The following is an 18,466-nucleotide window of genomic DNA, read 5'->3' as shown; positions in this document are numbered from 1 at the left end:
ATTGAATTTTGAAAGGAATGGAGCAGAAAAGAATACTCATTACCGGAGCGAGCGGATTTATCGGTAGCACGGCTGTTGACAAGGCGTTGCAACTGGGTTACGAAACCTGGGCCGGGATCAGGGCGAGCAGCAGCAGGACCTATCTGCAGGACGAGCGTATAAAGTTTATCGATCTCAACTACGGGGATAAGGAGAAACTGAAAGGGCAACTCCTGGAGTTTGCAGGGAAATATGGACGGTTCCACCATATCGTGCACAATGCCGGAATAACCAAGGCTCGTCACAAAGCAGATTTCGACAGGGTTAACCATGAGCAGGTCCGCAATTTCGTGGATGCACTGATTGAAACCGATACCCTCCCCGACCAGTTTATCTTTATGAGTTCGCTGAGCATTATGGGGGCAGGCGATGAAGCAAACTATACACCGTTCAGGCACGACGCTCTCCCCAACCCCAATACGGCCTATGGGAAAAGTAAGTTGAAAACCGAAAATTACCTGAAGGGATTGCCCGACTTTCCCTATCTCATCCTTCGACCCACCGGCGTTTACGGACCACGCGACAGGGATTACCTGATCCTGATGAAGGCCGTAAAGAGGGGGTTGAGCGTGGGTGTCGGATTCCGCAAACAGATACTCACGTTCATTCACGCCGAGGACCTGGTGAAAGTAGTTTTCCGGTGCATCGAGAGGGGCATTATCCGAAAGGAGTATTTCGTGGCCGACGGGGAAAACTATACAGGTTCTGAATTCAATGCCATCGTGCAGCAAGCCTTGCAGAAGCGACATCTCTTCAGAATCACCCTGCCGTTATGGCTCGTAAAGCCGGCTGCACTCCTCAGTGAAACCTTCGCGGGGCTGACGGGCAGAACCTCCACATTCAATACCGATAAATACCGGATCATGAAGCAGCGGAACTGGTCGTGCGACATCACCCCACTTCAGCACGATCTCGACTTCCAACCCACCTACCGGCTGAAAGAGGGGGTTGAAGCTACCGTAAAATGGTACAGGGAGAAAGGTTGGCTCTGAGTTTGTGCCAGGAGGGGACCAACAGCAGCTGCAATTTAAGAACAAATAACTGCCTCAACCCTTCCGAACAACTTTTTTTTATACCTTTGCAATAGCCAGCAACGTACGCTGGACGACGGAAAAGGAAAACAATAAACCGGAAGATAACCATATGAAGATTGCATTGATCGGTTACGGAAAGATGGGCCGCGAGATCGAAAAGATTGCCCTGGAACGGGGACACGAGATCGCCTGCATCATCGATGTCAACAACCCCGAAAAATTTGACTCTCCCGAATTCAGGAGCGCAGACGTCGCCATCGAATTCACCTCTCCCGAGAGCGCCCTGCATAACTACAGAAAGGCTTTTGCGGCCAACATCCCCGTAGTATCCGGAACAACCGGATGGTTGGAGCGGCTGGATGAGGTAAAGGCTGCCTGTGAAAACGGGGGACAGACCTTCTTCTACGCTTCAAATTTCAGTTTGGGCGTAAACATCTTCTTCGCCCTCAGCAACTATCTGGCCAGGATCATGAACCGGTTTTCCGATTACGACGTGAAGATGGAGGAGACACATCACATCCATAAACTGGATGCGCCGAGCGGAACAGCCATCACCCTGGCCGAAGGTATTCTTGAAAACCTGGAGCGCAAGGATAGATGGGTACTCGACAAGGCGAACGGCAATGACGAACTGCAGATTAAGGCATTCCGGGAAGGGGAAGTGCCCGGCATTCATACTGTCGTCTACGAATCGGATGCCGACATCATCCGCATCACCCACGATGCCAAAAGCCGGAAGGGATTTGCCCTTGGCGCTGTCTTAGCCGCCGAGTTCACGAAAGGGAAAAAGGGGTTCCTGGGCATGAACGACATGCTCGACCTGCAATCCTGACCCAACTGTTCAACACAACTGCAAAATCATTGATGAAAATGAAAAAAGAGCGCTACGACAACAACAACACTTCGCACACCTCTTCCCGGGCAACTCTGAAAACGCGCATTTCCGCTGCCGACAAGCACCAATGGATATGGTTCGGCGTATGGACGCTCATCACCCTGCTCTTTACTGCCTGGGCCGGCATCCTGTGGATCTTGCTCTTCACTCTGCTTTTTTTCGACATATATATCACTAAATTCGTGCCTTGGTCGTGGTGGAAAAGAGCCAGGAACAAGACAGTACGGAAGACGATGGAGTGGGTGGATGCGATCCTGTTTGCACTGATAGCGGTTTACTTCATCAACACCTTTTTCTTCCAGAACTACCAGATCCCGACCTCCTCACTCGAGAAGTCGCTGCTGGTGGGTGATTTTCTTGCGGTCAGCAAAATAAGCTACGGACCCCGCGCACCCATGACCCCCCTGTCATTCCCGTTGGCCCAGCATACGATGCCACTAATCGGAGGCAAATCGTACATCGACAAGCCGCAGTGGAAATACCGGCGACTGAAGGGAGTCGGCGAGGTAAAACGCAACGACATCGTGGTGTTCAATTTCCCAGCCGGAGATACGGTTGCCCTCAACCAGCAGGGTGTCGACTTCTATACCCTCTCCAAATATAACTCCAATGGAAGCGCAGGAATACGTTCCGACCGGAGAACATACGGCGAAGTGGTCTTTCGGCCGGTAGACAGGCGCGAGAACTATGTGAAACGCTGTATCGGCCTTCCGGGTGAAACCATCGAGCTGCGCGACGATAGCGTCTTTATTGACGGGAAACTGATTCCCAGTCCGGAACTATCGCAGTTGACCTATATGATCCACACGGACGGGACGGTTATTTCGGAGCAGATCTTCCAAGAGTTGGGTATCAACAAGGATGACTATCTGATACCGAATAGCTATGGACAATTCTCTCTCAAGATGCAGGATTTGACCGGCATCGACAGCCTGACCATGGCCCATTCCGGACTGCAACGGCGGAACGGCAACAACGGCAGGATCTTCTACAACATCCCGTTGACCAGCTCCATGGTTGCAAAACTGAAAGAGAAACCTTTCGTATGGGAGGTGATTAAAGAGGTGGAACAGCCCGGATCCGGTTATTACTACCCCGTCAACTATCCCACCAACTGGACCCGCGCCGACTTCGGACCGCTATGGATTCCGAAGAGAGGGGCCACCATCACGTTCGATACCGATGTGGCGTTTAAAGCGGCAGCATACGAACGTTGTATCAAGAATTACGAAGGTAACGATTTTGCCTTCCGCGACGGGAAAGTATATATCAACGGGGAGCAGGCGGATGCATACACCTTCAAGATGGATTACTACTTCATGATGGGCGACAACCGGCACAACTCTGCCGATTCGCGCGTATGGGGGTTTGTCCCTGAAGACCATATCGTAGGCCAACCCATGCTGATATGGCTCTCGCTGGAGAAGGACAAGGGATGGCTGAACGGAAAGATCAGGTGGAACAGGCTCTTTAGAAGCGCAAAAAAATGATCTCTCCCAAAAATCGTCGTCTGCCGGTACCCGCTCCCCCTCCCGGAGGATCGGGTACTCTTTTGCTTTCAGCCCTCTACTTGGCACCCATCGAATACTACTCGCATCTCTTTCATGCCAGGAAAGTAGTTGTCGAACTGCACGAGAACTACCAGAAGCAATCCTACCGGAACCGATGCAACATTGTGGGGGCAAACGGTTTGATGCCGCTCAGTATCCCGGTGGAGAAGCCCTCAGCCGCAGAGTGCCGGATGAAGGATATCCGCATTGCCGACCATGGCAACTGGCGACACCTGCACTGGAATGCGATCGTTTCGGCATACAACTCCACCCCCTTCTTCGAATATTATGCCGACGAACTGCACCCTTTCTACGAAAAGAGAATTGAATTTCTCGCCGATTTCAATCTTCAACTGCACCAGCTCATCTGTAAATGGCTGCGAATTGATACCCCATTCGAGCTCTCCTCGGAATATGTAGCCGAAGTGACCGCAGATGTGAATGATTACAGAGAGGCCATCCATCCTAAACGGCCTTCCCGATTCACTATCCGCCCCTATTACCAGGTGTTTGGCCGGAAACTGGGGTTTATCCAGAATGCAAGCATCATCGACCTGCTGTTCAATATGGGCAATGAAGCCAGGTTATGGCTGTGAAGCCGTAAACATTTTTTAACTATATTTTGCATCAAACCTCTTTTAAATAATAAAATTTAATTATCTTTGCAAAATATTTATTGATTGCTGCTTCTATATAGTCGTTCCTTAAAAGCGTATATTTATCAGATATTCAGTAAAATAACCTCATAAACAGTTGTGTTTTTTTGCAATATTTTGTATCTTTAGGTCATTAGTGTCCACTAAAAATTAGAAAATGTTCTTTGAAATTATTGATATACTATACTTTACAGGACTTTTTTCGGCGTGACGATTTGAATTTTTATTTTTGTTCTTTTTATTATGAAGGAACAATGAACAAAGGCAAATTCGTGTATGCTCAGATTGTAGAATTTTTACCTCAGCGAGTTTTTGACACCATTGTCTTAAAGTATGATGGTAACAGATATGTAAAACATTTTACATGTTGGAATCAACTTCTTGTAATGGTGTTCGGGCAACTTACCAACCGTGACAGTTTACGTGATTTGATTGTGGCAATTGAATCTGAACGCAAGAGACTGTTTCCTGTGATCGAAACAGTCTCTTCTTTTTTTATATCTCTTGCTCATTTTTTCTTACCTTTGTAGGCTCAACACCATAATTATGAACAGAAGAACAAGAGTACGTTTCGCCCCCAGCCCCACAGGGCCGCTTCATATTGGCGGGGTTCGCACCGCACTATACAACTACCTCTTTGCAAAACAGCAGGAGGGTGATTTTATTCTCCGGATTGAAGATACCGATTCAAACCGGTTTGTACCCGGTGCCGAAGCCTACATCCAGGAAGCTTTCGACTGGCTGGGATTACCATTTGACGAGAGTCCCGCCAAGGGAGGAAAATTCGGACCCTACCGGCAGTCGGAACGAAAAGAGATCTACAAGAGGTACGTCACGCAATTGCTTGACAACAAGCTGGCTTACATCGCCTTCGACACCCCCGAGGAGCTGGAGGCAAAACGTAATGAGATTCCCAATTTTCAATACGATGCCTCTACCCGGCTTCAGATGAGGAATTCACTGACACTGCCGGCTGAGGAGGTAGCGCGGCTGATCGACAGCGGCACCCAGTATGTGGTACGCATAAAGATCGAACCGCAGATCGACATTACCGTAAACGACCTGATCCGGGGTGAGGTGGTGATCAACTCGTCGGTGCTCGACGACAAGGTGATCTACAAATCGGCCGACGAACTGCCTACATACCATCTGGCCAACGTGGTGGACGACCACCTGATGGAGATCACGCACGTTATTCGGGGTGAGGAGTGGTTACCGTCTGCCCCCCTTCATGTATGGCTTTACAACAGTCTCGGCTGGGCAGAGACCATGCCGGCGTTTGCACACCTGCCGCTTCTCCTCAAACCTGAGGGCAACGGGAAGCTGAGTAAACGCGACGGTGACAGGCTCGGGTTCCCGGTCTTTCCGCTGGAATGGAGAGATCCTAAATCGGGCGAGCTATCATCTGGATACCGTGAAAGCGGCTATCTCCCGGAGGCGGTCATCAACTTCCTGGCCTTTCTGGGATGGAACCCCGGCACGGAACAGGAGATCTTCTCGCTCGAGGAACTGGTCGCAGCCTTTTCGTTCGAACGGTGTAGCAAGAGTGGCGCCAAATTCGACTTTGAAAAGGCCAAGTGGTTCAATCACAAGCATATTCAAGCCAGACCAAACGAACAGCTGGCAGAGATGTTCCAACCTGTTCTTGCCGAAAAAAATATCTCCTGTGACATGAGCTACGTGGCCAATGTTATCGCGGTGATGAAGGAGCGGATCAATTTTGTGAGAGAGCTATGGGATCAGGTTTCATTCTTCTTCATTGCACCGGTTTCATACGATGAGAAGACGGTCAGGAAACGGTGGAAAAAAGAGAGTCCGGCGCAGCTCAACGAATTGATCGGTCTACTGGAGAGTATTGATGACTTCTCTGCCGGGAATCAGGAGAAGATCGTGAAGCAGTGGATCGAGGAGAAGGGCTACCACCTCGGCAACATCATGAATGCTTTCCGGTTGGCCCTGGTGGGCGAGAGCAAGGGTCCCCAGATGTTCGAAATCTCCTCGTTATTGGGCAGGCAGGAGACCATCGATCGCCTGAGAAGAGCCATAGAGATGATTCCGGCACCGGAAGACCAGTAACTAATCAACAACAAATCGAACGTATGAACCAGAAATCAAAAAGAAAATTCAGACTGAAAACCCACATTTTTGTCCCGACCCTCTTTATCCTGGCAATTGCGCTGGTCACACTGCTTTTTCCCCGCCAGGGAGATTTCAGGTACTCATTCAGTGAAGGAAAACCTTGGCAATACGGTCTTCTGACCGCTCCGTTCGATTTTCCCATCTATAAACCGGTGGAACAGTTGAAAGCCGAACGCGACAGCATTCTCCGCTTTTACGAGCCCTATTACACCATCGACGAGGAGGTTGAGAAAAATGCCATTGCCGAGTTTGATGCCGACGTCAACCTGAATACCAAACTGAGCAACCTTCCCCCGGACTATATCCTTTACCTCAGAAACGGCCTGCAAAAGATATACCGGTCGGGGATCATGCGCTCGGACGATTACGACAAGATCTTCGCTTCTGAAACACAATCCTTGCGGCTGAAAAAAGGGAACCTGGCCGAATCAAAGAGTGTGGAGATGTTCAGCACCATCAAATCGGCATACGAGCAGCTTCTCGACAATACTCCCAAGGGAATGGACGTTGAACTGATCCGGATGGCGGATATCAACCGGTATCTCCGCGAGAACATTGTCTACGATGCATCCACGTCGGAAAAAGCAAGGGAAGAATTTATCCAGCAAGTATCCCCCTCTTCGGGGATGGTCCAGGCAGGAGAGCGCATCATCGACCAGGGAGAGATTGTCAATGCACAGACCTACAAGGTGTTGAACTCACTGAAGCGGGTAACCGAGGAGCGGAGCGGACGAACCGGCAAAAACGGCTGGATGATTTTCGGACAACTTATACTGGTTCTCCTTCAGTTTGGAGCCTTTTATGCATTTCTGCTCTTTTTCCGTCCGAACGAGTTCCGCAACAGGAAGAATGCCACTTTCATGATGCTGGTAATCAACACATTCGTCGCACTTACGGCAATCACCTGCCAACTCAACCTCTTCAACGTCTATATTATACCCTACGCCATCGTCACCATCCTGATACGCACCTTTATCGACTCCCGCACTGCCCTGTTCGCCAGCCTGATCACCATTGTCCTCTGCTCGCTGATGGTACCTTTCCCCTTCGAGTTTATCGTGATACAGATCGCAGTGGCCATGGTGTCGATCATCATGCTGAAAGAGCTTTCAGAGCGTTACCAGTTGATTCGCAGCTCATTCTTCATATTGCTGGCCTATAGCTTGATGTATATCGGGTTGGTCATGCACCAGGAGGGAAACATCAACAAGATCGATCCGGTTGTTTTCATCTATTTCTTCATCAACTTCATCTTTATCCTCTTTTCCTATTCGCTGGTATACCTTATCGAAAAATCGTTCGGTTTCATTTCGGGAGTAAGCCTGATCGAACTGTCCAATATCAACAAGCCATTACTGAAGGAACTATCGGAAAAGGCTCCGGGAACTTTTCAACATTCGTTGCAGGTCTCCAACCTGGGCATGGCCGCCGCAATGAAAATCGGAGCCAATGCCTCCCTGATAAGAACCGGTGCGCTCTATCACGATATCGGGAAAATGGTCAATCCCGCCTTCTTTACCGAGAATCAATCGCCCAGAATGAATCCGCATGCGGGACTCCCTTTTGAAGAGAGTGCCAGGATCATTATCAACCACGTGAAGGATGGGGTGAAGATTGCACAAAAAAATAACCTGCCGAAGCAGATTATCGACTTTATCGAGACACATCACGGAACGAGCGTGCCCAAATATTTCTATATCTCCTGGAAGAATGCCAATCCCGGAAAAGAGATCAACGAAGAGCTGTTCCACTACCCCGGCCCCAATCCTTTTTCGAAAGAGACCGCCATCATGATGATGGCCGATGCGGTGGAGGCTGCATCAAGAAGTCTGCCCGAATACAGCGAAGAGAGCATCCGAAATCTGGTGGAGACACTGATCGACTCGCAAGTGGCAGAAGGGTACTTCAAACTGGCCCCCATCACTTTCCGCGACATTGCAATGATAAAGGAGGTCTTCCAGCAGAAACTCCAGACCATCTACCATACGCGTATCGCCTATCCTGCGCTGGAAAACCCGGCTCCATCCAAGCCGGAATCAGTTGAGTAGCGCCTCGATCTGCGGTATCAGCCGGCTCACCTCGATGCTTTTCGCAACAATTACCCCTTCCGGGTCAATCAGGTAGCTTGTCGGTAGCCAGCGTACCGCATACGCTTTCAGCTCGTTGCTGTTCCATCCACCCTCGGAGATTACCTGCTGCCAGGCCAGGCCATCCTTTTCAATAGCATTCAGCCAACGGCTTCTCTCCTCATCGATCGATACCCCGACAATAGTGAGGTTCTTATCTTTGAACCGTTCATGGAGTTCAACCAGTGTGGGGCTCGCTTTCCGGCAATCGGGACACCAGGAGGCCCAGAAATCTACCAACAGATACTCTCCCCGCAATGAACTCAGTGAGAGCGTATCACCCGAAACGGTCGGGAGTGCGAAATCGGGAGCGACCTTTCCGGGAAGTACATTTTCCAAACGGGCCAGGTTCTCCTCCAGCTCCTTCATGTATGAGTGGCTGTTCAATGAGGCTGAGAGCTGTTTGCGGATAAGTTTCAGCCTCTCATAATCATATTTGTAGATATTTCGGTTCAGAAAATAGAGTGCCGCCGAAGATGCCGGATTGGCCAGCAGGAGGCTGTCGGGACTCGCTGTTCCTTTCGCCATCACGGGTAACATCCGGTGAAACATCTCCGCCTCTTCCGATCCCTTGAGGAGTGCGACCTCCCAATCGTCCGTCACCTCCAGATCCAATGGACCATTATCCAGGAAAAGCTGGATCCTTTTCGACTTTTGTGACGATGTTATCGTATAGACTGCAGGTTCAGCCAGAATACCCGTAAAGATGAATCTCCCTTCCGATATCTCTGCGGAATCGAGGTCGATATATTTCCTGTTCTTATACTCCTGCAGGTAGACCTTCCCGGTAAACCCGGCCGGAACCGTCCCTGTAAGCGTGAAACCGTCACTCTTTCCGGTCGGCCGGCACGCCATGATCGACAGTGCGATCAGAAGAATATATGAGATCCTTTTCATCATGCCTATTCCCATTCTATGGTTGCCGGCGGTTTCGACGAGATATCGTAGACCACACGGTTCACCCCTTTTACCTTATTGATGATCTCGCTCGACACCTTTGCCAGGAATTCATACGGAAGATGAGCCCAATCGGCCGTCATGGCGTCGGTTGAGGTTACGGCACGCAAAGCAACGGTGTTTTCGTATGTCCGTTCGTCACCCATCACTCCCACCGATTGCACCGGCAGAAGAATGGCTCCAGCCTGCCACACCTTGTCGTAGAGCCCGGCATCCCTGAGGTTCGAGATGAAAATATCGTCAGCATCCTGTGCGATACGCACCTTTTCCGGTGTGATATCGCCCAGGATCCGGATACCCAATCCGGGGCCGGGGAAGGGGTGGCGATAAATCAGATGCGGCTTCATGCCGAGCTCCAGTCCAATCTTCCTCACTTCATCCTTAAAGAGCAACCGCAACGGTTCGCACAGTTTCAGGTTCATCTTCTCGGGAAGACCTCCCACATTGTGATGGCTTTTGATAACGGTTCCAGTAATGGAAAGCGACTCGATGATATCGGGGTAGATCGTCCCCTGTGCCAGCCACTTGATCTCTTTCAGCTTACCGGCCTCCTCCTCGAAGAGATCGATAAATCCTTTTCCGATAATCTTCCGCTTCTGTTCAGGGTCGGTCACCCCTGCCAACTCCCGGTAGAAGCGTTCACGGGCATCTACACCGATCACGTTCAGTCCCAGGTGCTCATAATTCTCAAGTACGGTTTCGAACTCATTTTTGCGCAGCAGTCCATGATTGACGAAGATGCAGGTCAGATTCTTTCCTATTGCCTTGTTCAGCAAGACGGCAACCACGGAGGAATCCACCCCCCCCGAGAGGGCCAGGATCACCTTGTCGTCTCCCAGCGTCTCTTTCAGTTCAGCTACGGTTGATTCAATGAATGAGGCGGGCGTCCAGTCTCTCCTGCATCCGCAGATGGTGAGGAAATTATCGAGAATCCTGGTTCCCTGCTCCGTATGAAATACTTCGGGATGGAACTGCACCCCCCAAGTCGGTTCATCCTTTACCTTGTAAGCGGCGATCTCCACCTCTTCGGTGGAAGCGATGACCGAAAAATCTTCCGGAATCCGCACGATAGTATCCCCGTGCGACATCCACACTTGTGAAAGTTGCGGGATATTCCCCAAGAGCAGATCTTCCGGCTCCTTCACGCTCAGGTGGGCTCTCCCATATTCACGGCTATCGCTCTTCTCTACTGCCCCACCGGATGAGTAGGCAATCCACTGTGCCCCGTAGCAGATACCCAATACCGGATAGTTGCGCCGGATCTTGCGGAGATCGGTTTTGAAGGCTGTCTCATCATTTACCGAGAACGGGCTTCCTGAAAGAATTACACCTTTCACCGTCTCGTCTTCGAACGGAAATTTGTTGAAAGGGACAATTTCGCAATAGGTATTCAGTTCACGCACCCGACGACCGATAAGCTGTGTTGTCTGGGAACCGAAATCGAGGATAATTATTTTATCGTGCATTCTAATCGAGCATTTTTATTGTGCGATGCAAAGATACAAAAAGTATGGAAAAAACAGCAGGCGCCTCCGGCGTCATTCACCCAGGCCCCACTCCCGGTTGGGCCTGTTTCCCATGACAAAGACCAGCCTCCCGCCCGCGGCAATCTCCTCATGCTCTATCCAGCTCCTGTCCAGTGCCTTTCCGTTCAAGGTAGCCGACTGGATATATTTGTTCTCAGGAGAGTTGTTTAGGGCTTCAATCTCAAAGATCTTTCCGTTGCCGAGATCAATCTCGACACGGTCAAAAAAGGGAGAGCCTATGCTGTAGCCGGGGAGTCCTGGCGTAACGGGATAGAAGCCCATTTGCGAGAAGACCACAAACGACGACATGCCTCCCCCATCTTCATCGCCGGGCAATCCCATCAGATCGTTTCTGAACCATTGCCTGATCAGGTCCCGGATCCGTTTCTGCGTCTTCCAGGGGGCACCGGCATAGTTATAGAGATAGGGAATATGGAGCGACGGCTCGTTTGCCATTGAAAACTGTCCAACATTCCCCGTATGGTCGGGCAACTGGGCAAAGAATTCATATTTACTTTTTCCCAGGGGTTCGGCAAACATCTGGTCGAGGTTCCTTATAAATTCATCCGCCCCACCCATCAGGTCGATCAGGTCGGGAATATTGTGCTGCACATCCCAGCGGTAAACCCAGCCGTTATTCTCCCCGTAATAGCCTCTGGCTCCCATCCCGCCCGAGAAGCGGTAATCGAAGGGTTGAATAAAATTACCGCTGTCGTCCTTGGGATGGAAAAACTTGGTTTCGGGATGAAAAAGGTTCCGGTAATTGAACGAACAGTTCATGAAATAGTCATGCTCTTCTGTCCGCCCCAGCTCCCTGGCCAGTTGAGCCAGGCACCACTGATCGTAGGCAGTGCCCAGTGTAACGGCAACAGGCTGTCTCCGCTCGAAGCCGTGAACCTCGGGGATGGTCTCCTCCTCACCCTCCCGCAACGCGGGAATATACCCATGCTCTCGATAGAACCGGTCGAGTTCGCCTGCCGGCTTGCCCGACCATGGTGCAAGCGTCTTCTCCATAACGGCACCCTTGCCGGCAAGGTAGGCCTTTTCCAAATCGAAATTGCCCAACCCCTTCATATGGGCATCCAATACCGAAGCAATCCCGTGATTGGAATTCATCCGTCGGCTGTCGCCCGTGATTTCCGGGAATGTAGGCATCCAGAAATGTTCCATTTGCCCGGCCATCAATACAAAAGAGTTCAGGATATCCTCCTCCCGCTTCGGGTCGATAATCACACGCAGGGGATGGTGCGCCCTGTATGAATCCCAGATCCAGTCGTCGGTATAGAAAGGACGTCCCGAATCGACATGCACCTTCCCGTCAAAGGCGCTGAAGTAACGTCCATCCTCCGAAATGGAGACGGGACGCTCAAAAGTGCGGTAGAGGGATGTGTAGAATACCACCCTGTCATCCTCTGTTCCTCCGGAGACCTTGATCTTCCCGAGCTCGTCGTTCCACAACTTCCGACCCTCCTTCCTGACACTCTCCAGACTCTTCTCCGCCACCTCCCTCTCCAGGTTTTTCCTGGCCTGGACTTCATCGATAAATGAGACACCATAGCGCAACACCACTTTTCCAAGGTTGGAAGGGAAATGCATCACCAGGCTGGCATTCCGTCCAGACACGGAGGTCTCCCCTGTCAACTCGTTATTCTTCAGTGCGGAGACACTTAGCGGAGGCTGTTCAGGAAGCAGGTAGAGATAAACTTTCGTATTATTCTCTATCAGTTGATACCCCGATAATGCCGTTCCGTCCCAGGAGAGTTCTCCTCTTCGGGAGTTGAGCACGATCCCAATCTCGTCACCCTCCTCAAAACTGAGTTCGTAGATGGCGGACTGGCGAGAGAGTCCATACTCAACGGCAACACCCTCCTCTTCCAGATAGACGGAATAGGAATAGGGGGTTATCTCTTCATTGTCGTAATGGTAGGCAATCACCGGTTTCAGCCCATGATCCTTCCGGGAGAAGGGACTCAGGTTGAATGCCGAGCTCCCCCGGTGACTGGTAACGATGATGGGAAGACCCTCCAGCAGATCACCGGTAAAGTCTCGACGCTCGGGATAGACCCTCAACATGCTGTAGGGCATGTGAACGGTAGGAAAGGTCGGGACAAGCAGATGACTGATATTTCCCATATAGGGATTGACATAGTCGACCGGCTCCATTGCCGGTTCCTTCAGGCGTGACGTGCAAGAGAAGAGCAGGCAGCCTGCAAACAACAAGCTGACGGCAAAGATCCTGTTCAATGATTGTTTCATATTATCTTTCCATTTAAAATCCCAATAAAATTGGACAATTCATTTTAATTAACTTTTAAATTTTATCTTTGCATCAGGGTGTTAAGAGGAAACAGGCTCTGCCGGGGGGCAACCTGTCAGCAATAAGCACCCTGACGGTATGCAGTAATGCTACTTTAGGAGGTGGATATTCTGCCTCCTTTTTCAGTATTACTGACACTGTCCATATGGCTAAGAAAACCCGATCCTACATCCTACGGTAAACAATCTTTCCACAGCAGACTACCCGGCCTTGCGGCGGGAGCTGCAAATTCCTGTATCAGTTTACGATAGGCGGGGGTCACATACTAATTTAAGCAGACTTCAAAGCTGCAATAATATGACAGTGTTTCCCCCGTGGAAAAATTGCTTACACTGTAGGATTGTATGTTAATTGACAACGCACGGCACATATTCCTGTCCATGTTTGAGCACGAAAAATATCCTGTTCACCAGTTTACGGGCTACCTTGACTATGGCCTTCTGGGCATTCATCCGTTTACGGTATCCCTCATAGGCCAATGTCATTGCCGGATCTTTCCTTATGGCTATCCATGCAGCCTCGATTATGTAACAGCGCAACATCGCGTGCTTGCGAACCGTGATGTTGCCGTCGCCCTGACTTTCCCCGCTGGAGTGGCACATGGGAATCAGTCCGATGTAGGAAGCCAGTGCGTCGGCGCTGGAAAACCGGTGGATATCGTCTATCTCGACCGCCAACGACATGGCGGTGGTTATCCCTATTCCCGGAACCGATGCAAGCCAGTTTCCCGCAATCAACCGCGTCGGTCTTGCGTAATTTCTCCTTGCTCATGGTCGGCACATCAGCCGGATTGACAACGATGTTGTTGATCCCTAATCCTGTCAGATTCTCGTGTATCCAGAACCCGCAGAATCCCGCTTCGTAAACCGAATGATAATCCGCTCCCGGATAATGGGTTGTCAAAAACTTGTGCAGCGATTCCGGACTCGGATCCTGCCTGAACTTCTTCAGAACAGAATGTTGGGATAACACTGCCACCGACCAACTTTTCAAATGGGCGTCGATTCCTACGTAAATATTTTGCCATTTGAAATCTAATTTGTTACTTTGTCCTCTGTTCATAAGCTATATTGTTTAAGTTAAGATTGTTATCTCTCAAAAACAAAGTTAACTAAAATGATATAGCTTTTTTACTGGACTACCTATCCGTCTTTTACAATTTCAAACATAGGAACTGATTTTTATGCTGAGACCACAATCGCTATACCGACCGACGACAAAGATAGGTAATTTTCTGTCAACCTGCTGACCGGGAGTGCTTCAGATTTAAAAAGTGGCTCTCCTGGCCCGATTGCGTTTATGTAGATTATATGGACAATCTGAGCCCATTTTACAAATTATTTTCCTATCTTTGGTGATTATATTTAAGACTGAGAATGAAAGTAGACCACCGATTATATTCATTGATTCTTTTATTTGTTCCCGCTCTTTTAATGGGCCAATCGGTCGATGATGCAAAACGATGGTACAATGAGGGGAATATTGCTGCAGCGAAACCTGTTTTCGAAGCCGAGCACCGGATCAACCCCGGCAATGCCCAGCTTAACCACTGGCTCGGCGTGATTGCATTTAACGAAGGCGAGTATCAAAAGGCACTTCAACACCTTGAAGTGGCATCGCAGAAAAACATACCGGAATCTTACCTTTACCTCGCTCGACTCTACACCATGATGTACCGGTTCGAGGATGCGGAAAAGGAGTTTGCCAGGTATGAGAGAGCCAACCGGAGAAACAAGGAGGCACTTGCGTCGCTTGCCCCACACAAGGAGTATGCAGAGAGGCTGAAACGGCTGATCAACCGCACTGAGGATGTTCAGATCATCGACAGCGTGGTTGTTCCGAAATCCGATCTTCTCTCGGTCTACAAGCTGAGCGCATCTGCCGGATCGTTACAGCCGATGAGTGCATTTTTCGAGGATCAGCCCAACAGCAACCAGGTTCTTTTTCTCAATGAACGGGGCAACAAGATCTACTATCCGAAAGAAGATGCTTCAGGTGGCAGCAGCCTCTACACCATGGAGAAGCTGCTGGATAACTTTGGTAATGAGAAGCGGCTATCTGAATCGATCAACCAGGAGGGAGACCAGGCATACCCCTTTGTCATGCCCGACGGGCTAACCATCTATTTCGCCTCTACGGGCCATGGATCGCTGGGCGGATACGACCTGTTTGTCACCCGCTACAACCTGAACTCCAACACCTACCTCACGCCCAACCAGCTGAACATGCCGTTCAACTCCCCCTTCAACGATTACATGATGGTCATCGACGAGGAGAAAGGGATTGGCTGGTTTGCCAGCGACAGGTTTCAAGCTAAAGATTCAGTCTGTATCTACACATTTATCCCCTCAACCGGCGTCACCCTGCTGGAGAGTGAGGATGCATCCTATCTGGCAAACCGGGCACGGATATCCTCAATAAAAGATTCCTGGAAGCCGGGGGCAGACTATGCCGCGCTGCTGAAAACCGCACTTGCCACTGCCGGGCAGCAGGTGATAAGCAGTGAAAAGAGGGAGTTCACATTTGTCATCAACGACACAAAAACCTACTATAGGCTCTCCGATTTTAAAAGCAACATTGCCAGATCGCTCTTCTCGCAAGCCATCAAACTGAGGGCACGTCTCTCACAACTCGAGGAGGAGCTCTCTGAAAAACGGCAACAGGTTGCCGCCGGATCCAATGCATCCTCACTGGCTGCTTCCATACTGGCTCTGGAAAACGAGACCGGGAAACTCTACAGGGAGGTGGAATCATTGGAATTTAGGGCGCGCAACGAAGAGATCAGAAACAACTATTAATGTGTAGCACCATGACTTTCAATTTAATCATTGTCGCCATTCTGGTAGTTTTGGGAATTCTGCTTCTGCTCATCGAGTTTTTCCTTCTGCCGGGAATCAGCATTGCCGGAATTGGAGGTGCGCTCTTTATGGTAGGCGGAGTTATCTATGCCTACATCTACCTGGGTTCCACAGCGGGCAACGTCACGCTGGCCCTGTCACTCTTTCTGCTCGCACTCTCGTTTGTCTGGCTGCTCAAATCAAAATCGCTGCAGAAGATAGCACTTACGGCCGACATTGAAGAGACGGTAGACAACAGCAACCTGAAAAGTCTCCGCCCCGGAGATACCGGAATAACACTCTCCCGTCTCAATCCCATCGGCAAGGTGATGATCGGTGAAGTCACGGTCGAAGGAAAATCATTCGACGGGGAGCTTATCGACGAGGATACCGAGATCGAAGTTGTGCGGGTTGAATCGTACAACGTCACGGTTAAAAGGCGAAACGGTCAATAAACTTAATCATCAAATAAATTTATTATTATGGAATTATCTTTTCCTCTGATTATCCTGATCGCATTGATTGTAATCTTTGTTCTGATCTTTTTTCACTATGTACCGTTCTTCTTATGGATCAATGCCCTCTCGGCAAACGTCCATATATCTCTAGTTCAACTCTTTCTGATGCGTTTGCGCCGGGTTCCGCCGCACACCATTGTTTATGCGATGATTGAAGCTCACAAGGCGGGGCTGAAAAATGTCACCCGCGACAACCTGGAAGCGCACTACCTGGCCGGCGGACACGTCGAACAGGTTGTCCACGCCCTGGTTTCGGCATCAAAAGCCAACATAGATCTCCCTTTCCAGATGGCCACGGCCATTGATCTTGCAGGCCGCGATGTATTGGAAGCCGTAAGGATGTCGGTAAATCCCAAGGTGATCGATACCCCTCCAGTTTCGGCAGTAGCCATCGACGGCATTCAATTGATAGCCAAGGCACGCGTAACAGTCAGGGCCAACATCAGACAACTGGTGGGAGGAGCCGGTGAAGAGACCATCCTTGCCCGTGTAGGTGAAGGTATTGTATCCTCCATCGGTTCGGCCACATCACACAAATCGGTGCTCGAAAATCCCGACTCCATCTCTAAACTTGTATTGCGAAAAGGATTGGATGCCGGTACGGCATTCGAGATACTCTCCATCGACATTGCGGATATCGATATCGGCAAAAATATCGGAGCTGTTCTGCAGATGGACCAGGCACAAGCCGACAAGAATATCGCCCAGGCACGAGCCGAAGAGCGACGCGCCATGGCAATCGCCCTGGAGCAGGAGATGAAGGCAAAAGCACAGGAAGCCCGTGCAAAGGTAATTGAGGCGGAAGCCGAAGTACCCAAGGCGATGGCCGAAGCATTTCGTAACGGCAACATGGGTATCATGGATTTCTACCGCATGAAGAATATCCAGGCGGATACTGAAATGCGCGACGCGATAGCCCGGCCACAAAGCGGAACAAAAGAGGAGAACGCCAAATAAGTAGTGAGCCATGAGAATAATCCCCAATTCTGAATTCATTGTCAATCCCGATGGCAGTGCTTTCCATCTTCATATCCAGCCTGATCAGCTTGCCGACAAGATAGTGATGATGGGCGATCCCGACCGTGTGACGCTGACCGCCTCATTTTTCGACACCATCGAGTGCGATGTGCGCAGCAGGGAATTCCACACGATTACCGGCATCTACAAAGGGAAGCGTCTTACTGCACTCTCACACGGCATCGGCACCGACAACATCGACATTGTGATGACGGAGCTGGACGCATTGGCCAACATCGATTTCCAGACCCGGACGGTGAAACCGGAATTGAGACAATTGACCATGATCCGCGTGGGCACATCGGGTGGAATGCAGCCGCACTGCCCGATCGGCTCCTATGTGGTTTCGGAGAAATCGATCGGCTTTGACGGGTTGCTCCACTACTATGCCAACTCACAACAGGTGAGGGAGGAAGATTTCGAGGAGGCTTTCCAGAAACATGTGAACTGGTCGCCCTACCACTGTTCACCCTATGTGGTGAGCGCCGACGAGGAGTTGGTAGAACGTATCGGATACGACATGATCCGAGGAGTAACAATTTCAGCCATTGGGTTTTACGGACCACAAGGAAGACACGTAAGGCTTCCACTGGCCGATCCCGATTTGAATGCAAAGATTGAATCGTTCAGGTACCGGGACTACTCCATCACCAATTATGAAATGGAGAGCTCGGCCATTGCCGGCCTGGGCAAGATGATGGGACACAAATGCATGACCGTCTGTGCGATCATAGCCAACCGGGTAGCACTGGAATCAAATGCAAATTACAGAGGATCGATAGAGGACCTGATAAAGGTTGTCCTGGAGAGAATTTGATACTAAAAATCATAAATTCAAGGTATTGAAAGACCAAT

Annotated in this window: 14 protein-coding genes and 1 pseudogene; 11 read left to right on the top strand and 4 right to left on the bottom strand. The window is 50.2% G+C overall.

Annotated features, from left to right (window positions below; translation table 11 throughout):
- The first annotated feature begins 17 nt into the window (after nucleotides 1-17).
- From ING2E5A_RS03080 to ING2E5A_RS03050, 7 genes are all read left to right on the top strand, one after another.
- The gene (locus tag ING2E5A_RS03080) at nucleotides 18-1,031 is read left to right on the top strand and encodes an NAD-dependent epimerase/dehydratase family protein (protein ID WP_071136143.1); all 1,014 of its coding nucleotides are present in this window, start codon (nucleotides 18-20) and stop codon (nucleotides 1,029-1,031) included.
- 151 nt (nucleotides 1,032-1,182) lie between these two features.
- Complete coding sequence (dapB, locus tag ING2E5A_RS03075; protein ID WP_071136142.1) at nucleotides 1,183-1,905, top strand: 4-hydroxy-tetrahydrodipicolinate reductase; 723 nt, start codon at nucleotides 1,183-1,185, stop codon at nucleotides 1,903-1,905.
- Between the two features lie 107 nt (nucleotides 1,906-2,012).
- Nucleotides 2,013-3,458: a signal peptidase I gene (gene lepB, locus ING2E5A_RS03070; RefSeq protein WP_071138164.1), complete on the top strand. Its 1,446-nt coding sequence runs from the start codon at nucleotides 2,013-2,015 to the stop codon at nucleotides 3,456-3,458.
- On the top strand, nucleotides 3,455-4,114 hold the full coding sequence (locus ING2E5A_RS03065) for a WbqC family protein (protein ID WP_071136141.1): 660 nt from the start codon (nucleotides 3,455-3,457) through the stop codon (nucleotides 4,112-4,114). The genes lepB and ING2E5A_RS03065 overlap by 4 nt, the downstream gene beginning before the upstream one ends.
- Nucleotides 4,115-4,428: 314 nt before the next feature.
- Nucleotides 4,429-4,704, top strand: coding sequence for a DUF4372 domain-containing protein (locus ING2E5A_RS03060; protein WP_071136140.1), 276 nt, complete (start codon nucleotides 4,429-4,431; stop codon nucleotides 4,702-4,704).
- 16 nt (nucleotides 4,705-4,720) lie between these two features.
- Nucleotides 4,721-6,250, top strand: a complete 1,530-nt coding sequence (gene gltX, locus ING2E5A_RS03055; RefSeq protein ID WP_071136139.1) for a glutamate--tRNA ligase — start codon at nucleotides 4,721-4,723, stop codon at nucleotides 6,248-6,250.
- A gap of 23 nt (nucleotides 6,251-6,273) precedes the next feature.
- The gene (locus ING2E5A_RS03050) at nucleotides 6,274-8,361 is read left to right on the top strand and encodes an HD family phosphohydrolase (RefSeq protein WP_071136138.1); all 2,088 of its coding nucleotides are present in this window, start codon (nucleotides 6,274-6,276) and stop codon (nucleotides 8,359-8,361) included.
- On the opposite strand, the gene ING2E5A_RS03045 is transcribed toward ING2E5A_RS03050, so the two are convergent.
- From ING2E5A_RS03045 to ING2E5A_RS15945, 4 genes and pseudogenes are all read right to left on the bottom strand, one after another.
- The gene (locus tag ING2E5A_RS03045) at nucleotides 8,350-9,339 is read right to left on the bottom strand and encodes a TlpA disulfide reductase family protein (protein WP_161941942.1); all 990 of its coding nucleotides are present in this window, start codon (nucleotides 9,337-9,339) and stop codon (nucleotides 8,350-8,352) included. The two genes, ING2E5A_RS03050 and ING2E5A_RS03045, sit on opposite strands and share 12 nt — an antisense overlap.
- 2 nt (nucleotides 9,340-9,341) lie before the next feature.
- Entirely contained in the window at nucleotides 9,342-10,862 is a 1,521-nt protein-coding gene (gene guaA, locus ING2E5A_RS03040; RefSeq protein WP_071136136.1) for a glutamine-hydrolyzing GMP synthase, read from the bottom strand.
- 72 nt (nucleotides 10,863-10,934) lie between these two features.
- On the bottom strand, nucleotides 10,935-13,178 hold the full coding sequence (locus tag ING2E5A_RS03035; protein WP_071136135.1) for a GH92 family glycosyl hydrolase: 2,244 nt from the start codon (nucleotides 13,176-13,178) through the stop codon (nucleotides 10,935-10,937).
- A 408-nt stretch (nucleotides 13,179-13,586) separates the two neighbouring features.
- Nucleotides 13,587-14,301: pseudogene (locus tag ING2E5A_RS15945) on the bottom strand (IS110 family transposase).
- Between the two features lie 371 nt (nucleotides 14,302-14,672).
- Between ING2E5A_RS15945 and ING2E5A_RS03025 the strand changes: the two are divergent.
- From ING2E5A_RS03025 to ING2E5A_RS03010, 4 genes are read left to right on the top strand one after another with little or no spacing between them, the layout of a single operon-like run.
- On the top strand, nucleotides 14,673-16,037 hold the full coding sequence (locus ING2E5A_RS03025; protein WP_161941940.1) for a PD40 domain-containing protein: 1,365 nt from the start codon (nucleotides 14,673-14,675) through the stop codon (nucleotides 16,035-16,037).
- 11 nt (nucleotides 16,038-16,048) lie between these two features.
- Nucleotides 16,049-16,531, top strand: coding sequence for an NfeD family protein (locus ING2E5A_RS03020; RefSeq protein ID WP_071138163.1), 483 nt, complete (start codon nucleotides 16,049-16,051; stop codon nucleotides 16,529-16,531).
- Nucleotides 16,532-16,558: 27 nt separating this feature from the next.
- Complete coding sequence (gene floA, locus ING2E5A_RS03015) at nucleotides 16,559-17,551, top strand: flotillin-like protein FloA (protein WP_071136133.1); 993 nt, start codon at nucleotides 16,559-16,561, stop codon at nucleotides 17,549-17,551.
- A 10-nt stretch (nucleotides 17,552-17,561) separates the two neighbouring features.
- The gene (locus ING2E5A_RS03010) at nucleotides 17,562-18,428 is read left to right on the top strand and encodes a nucleoside phosphorylase (protein ID WP_071136132.1); all 867 of its coding nucleotides are present in this window, start codon (nucleotides 17,562-17,564) and stop codon (nucleotides 18,426-18,428) included.
- Nucleotides 18,429-18,466 lie beyond the last annotated feature (38 nt).

Origin of the sequence: Petrimonas mucosa, assembly GCF_900095795.1 — a bacterium.
Taxonomy (GTDB): Bacteria; Bacteroidota; Bacteroidia; order Bacteroidales; family Dysgonomonadaceae; genus Petrimonas; species Petrimonas mucosa.
Note: the sequence above shows the minus strand (reverse complement) of the source record. Positions and strands in the feature narration are given on the sequence as shown.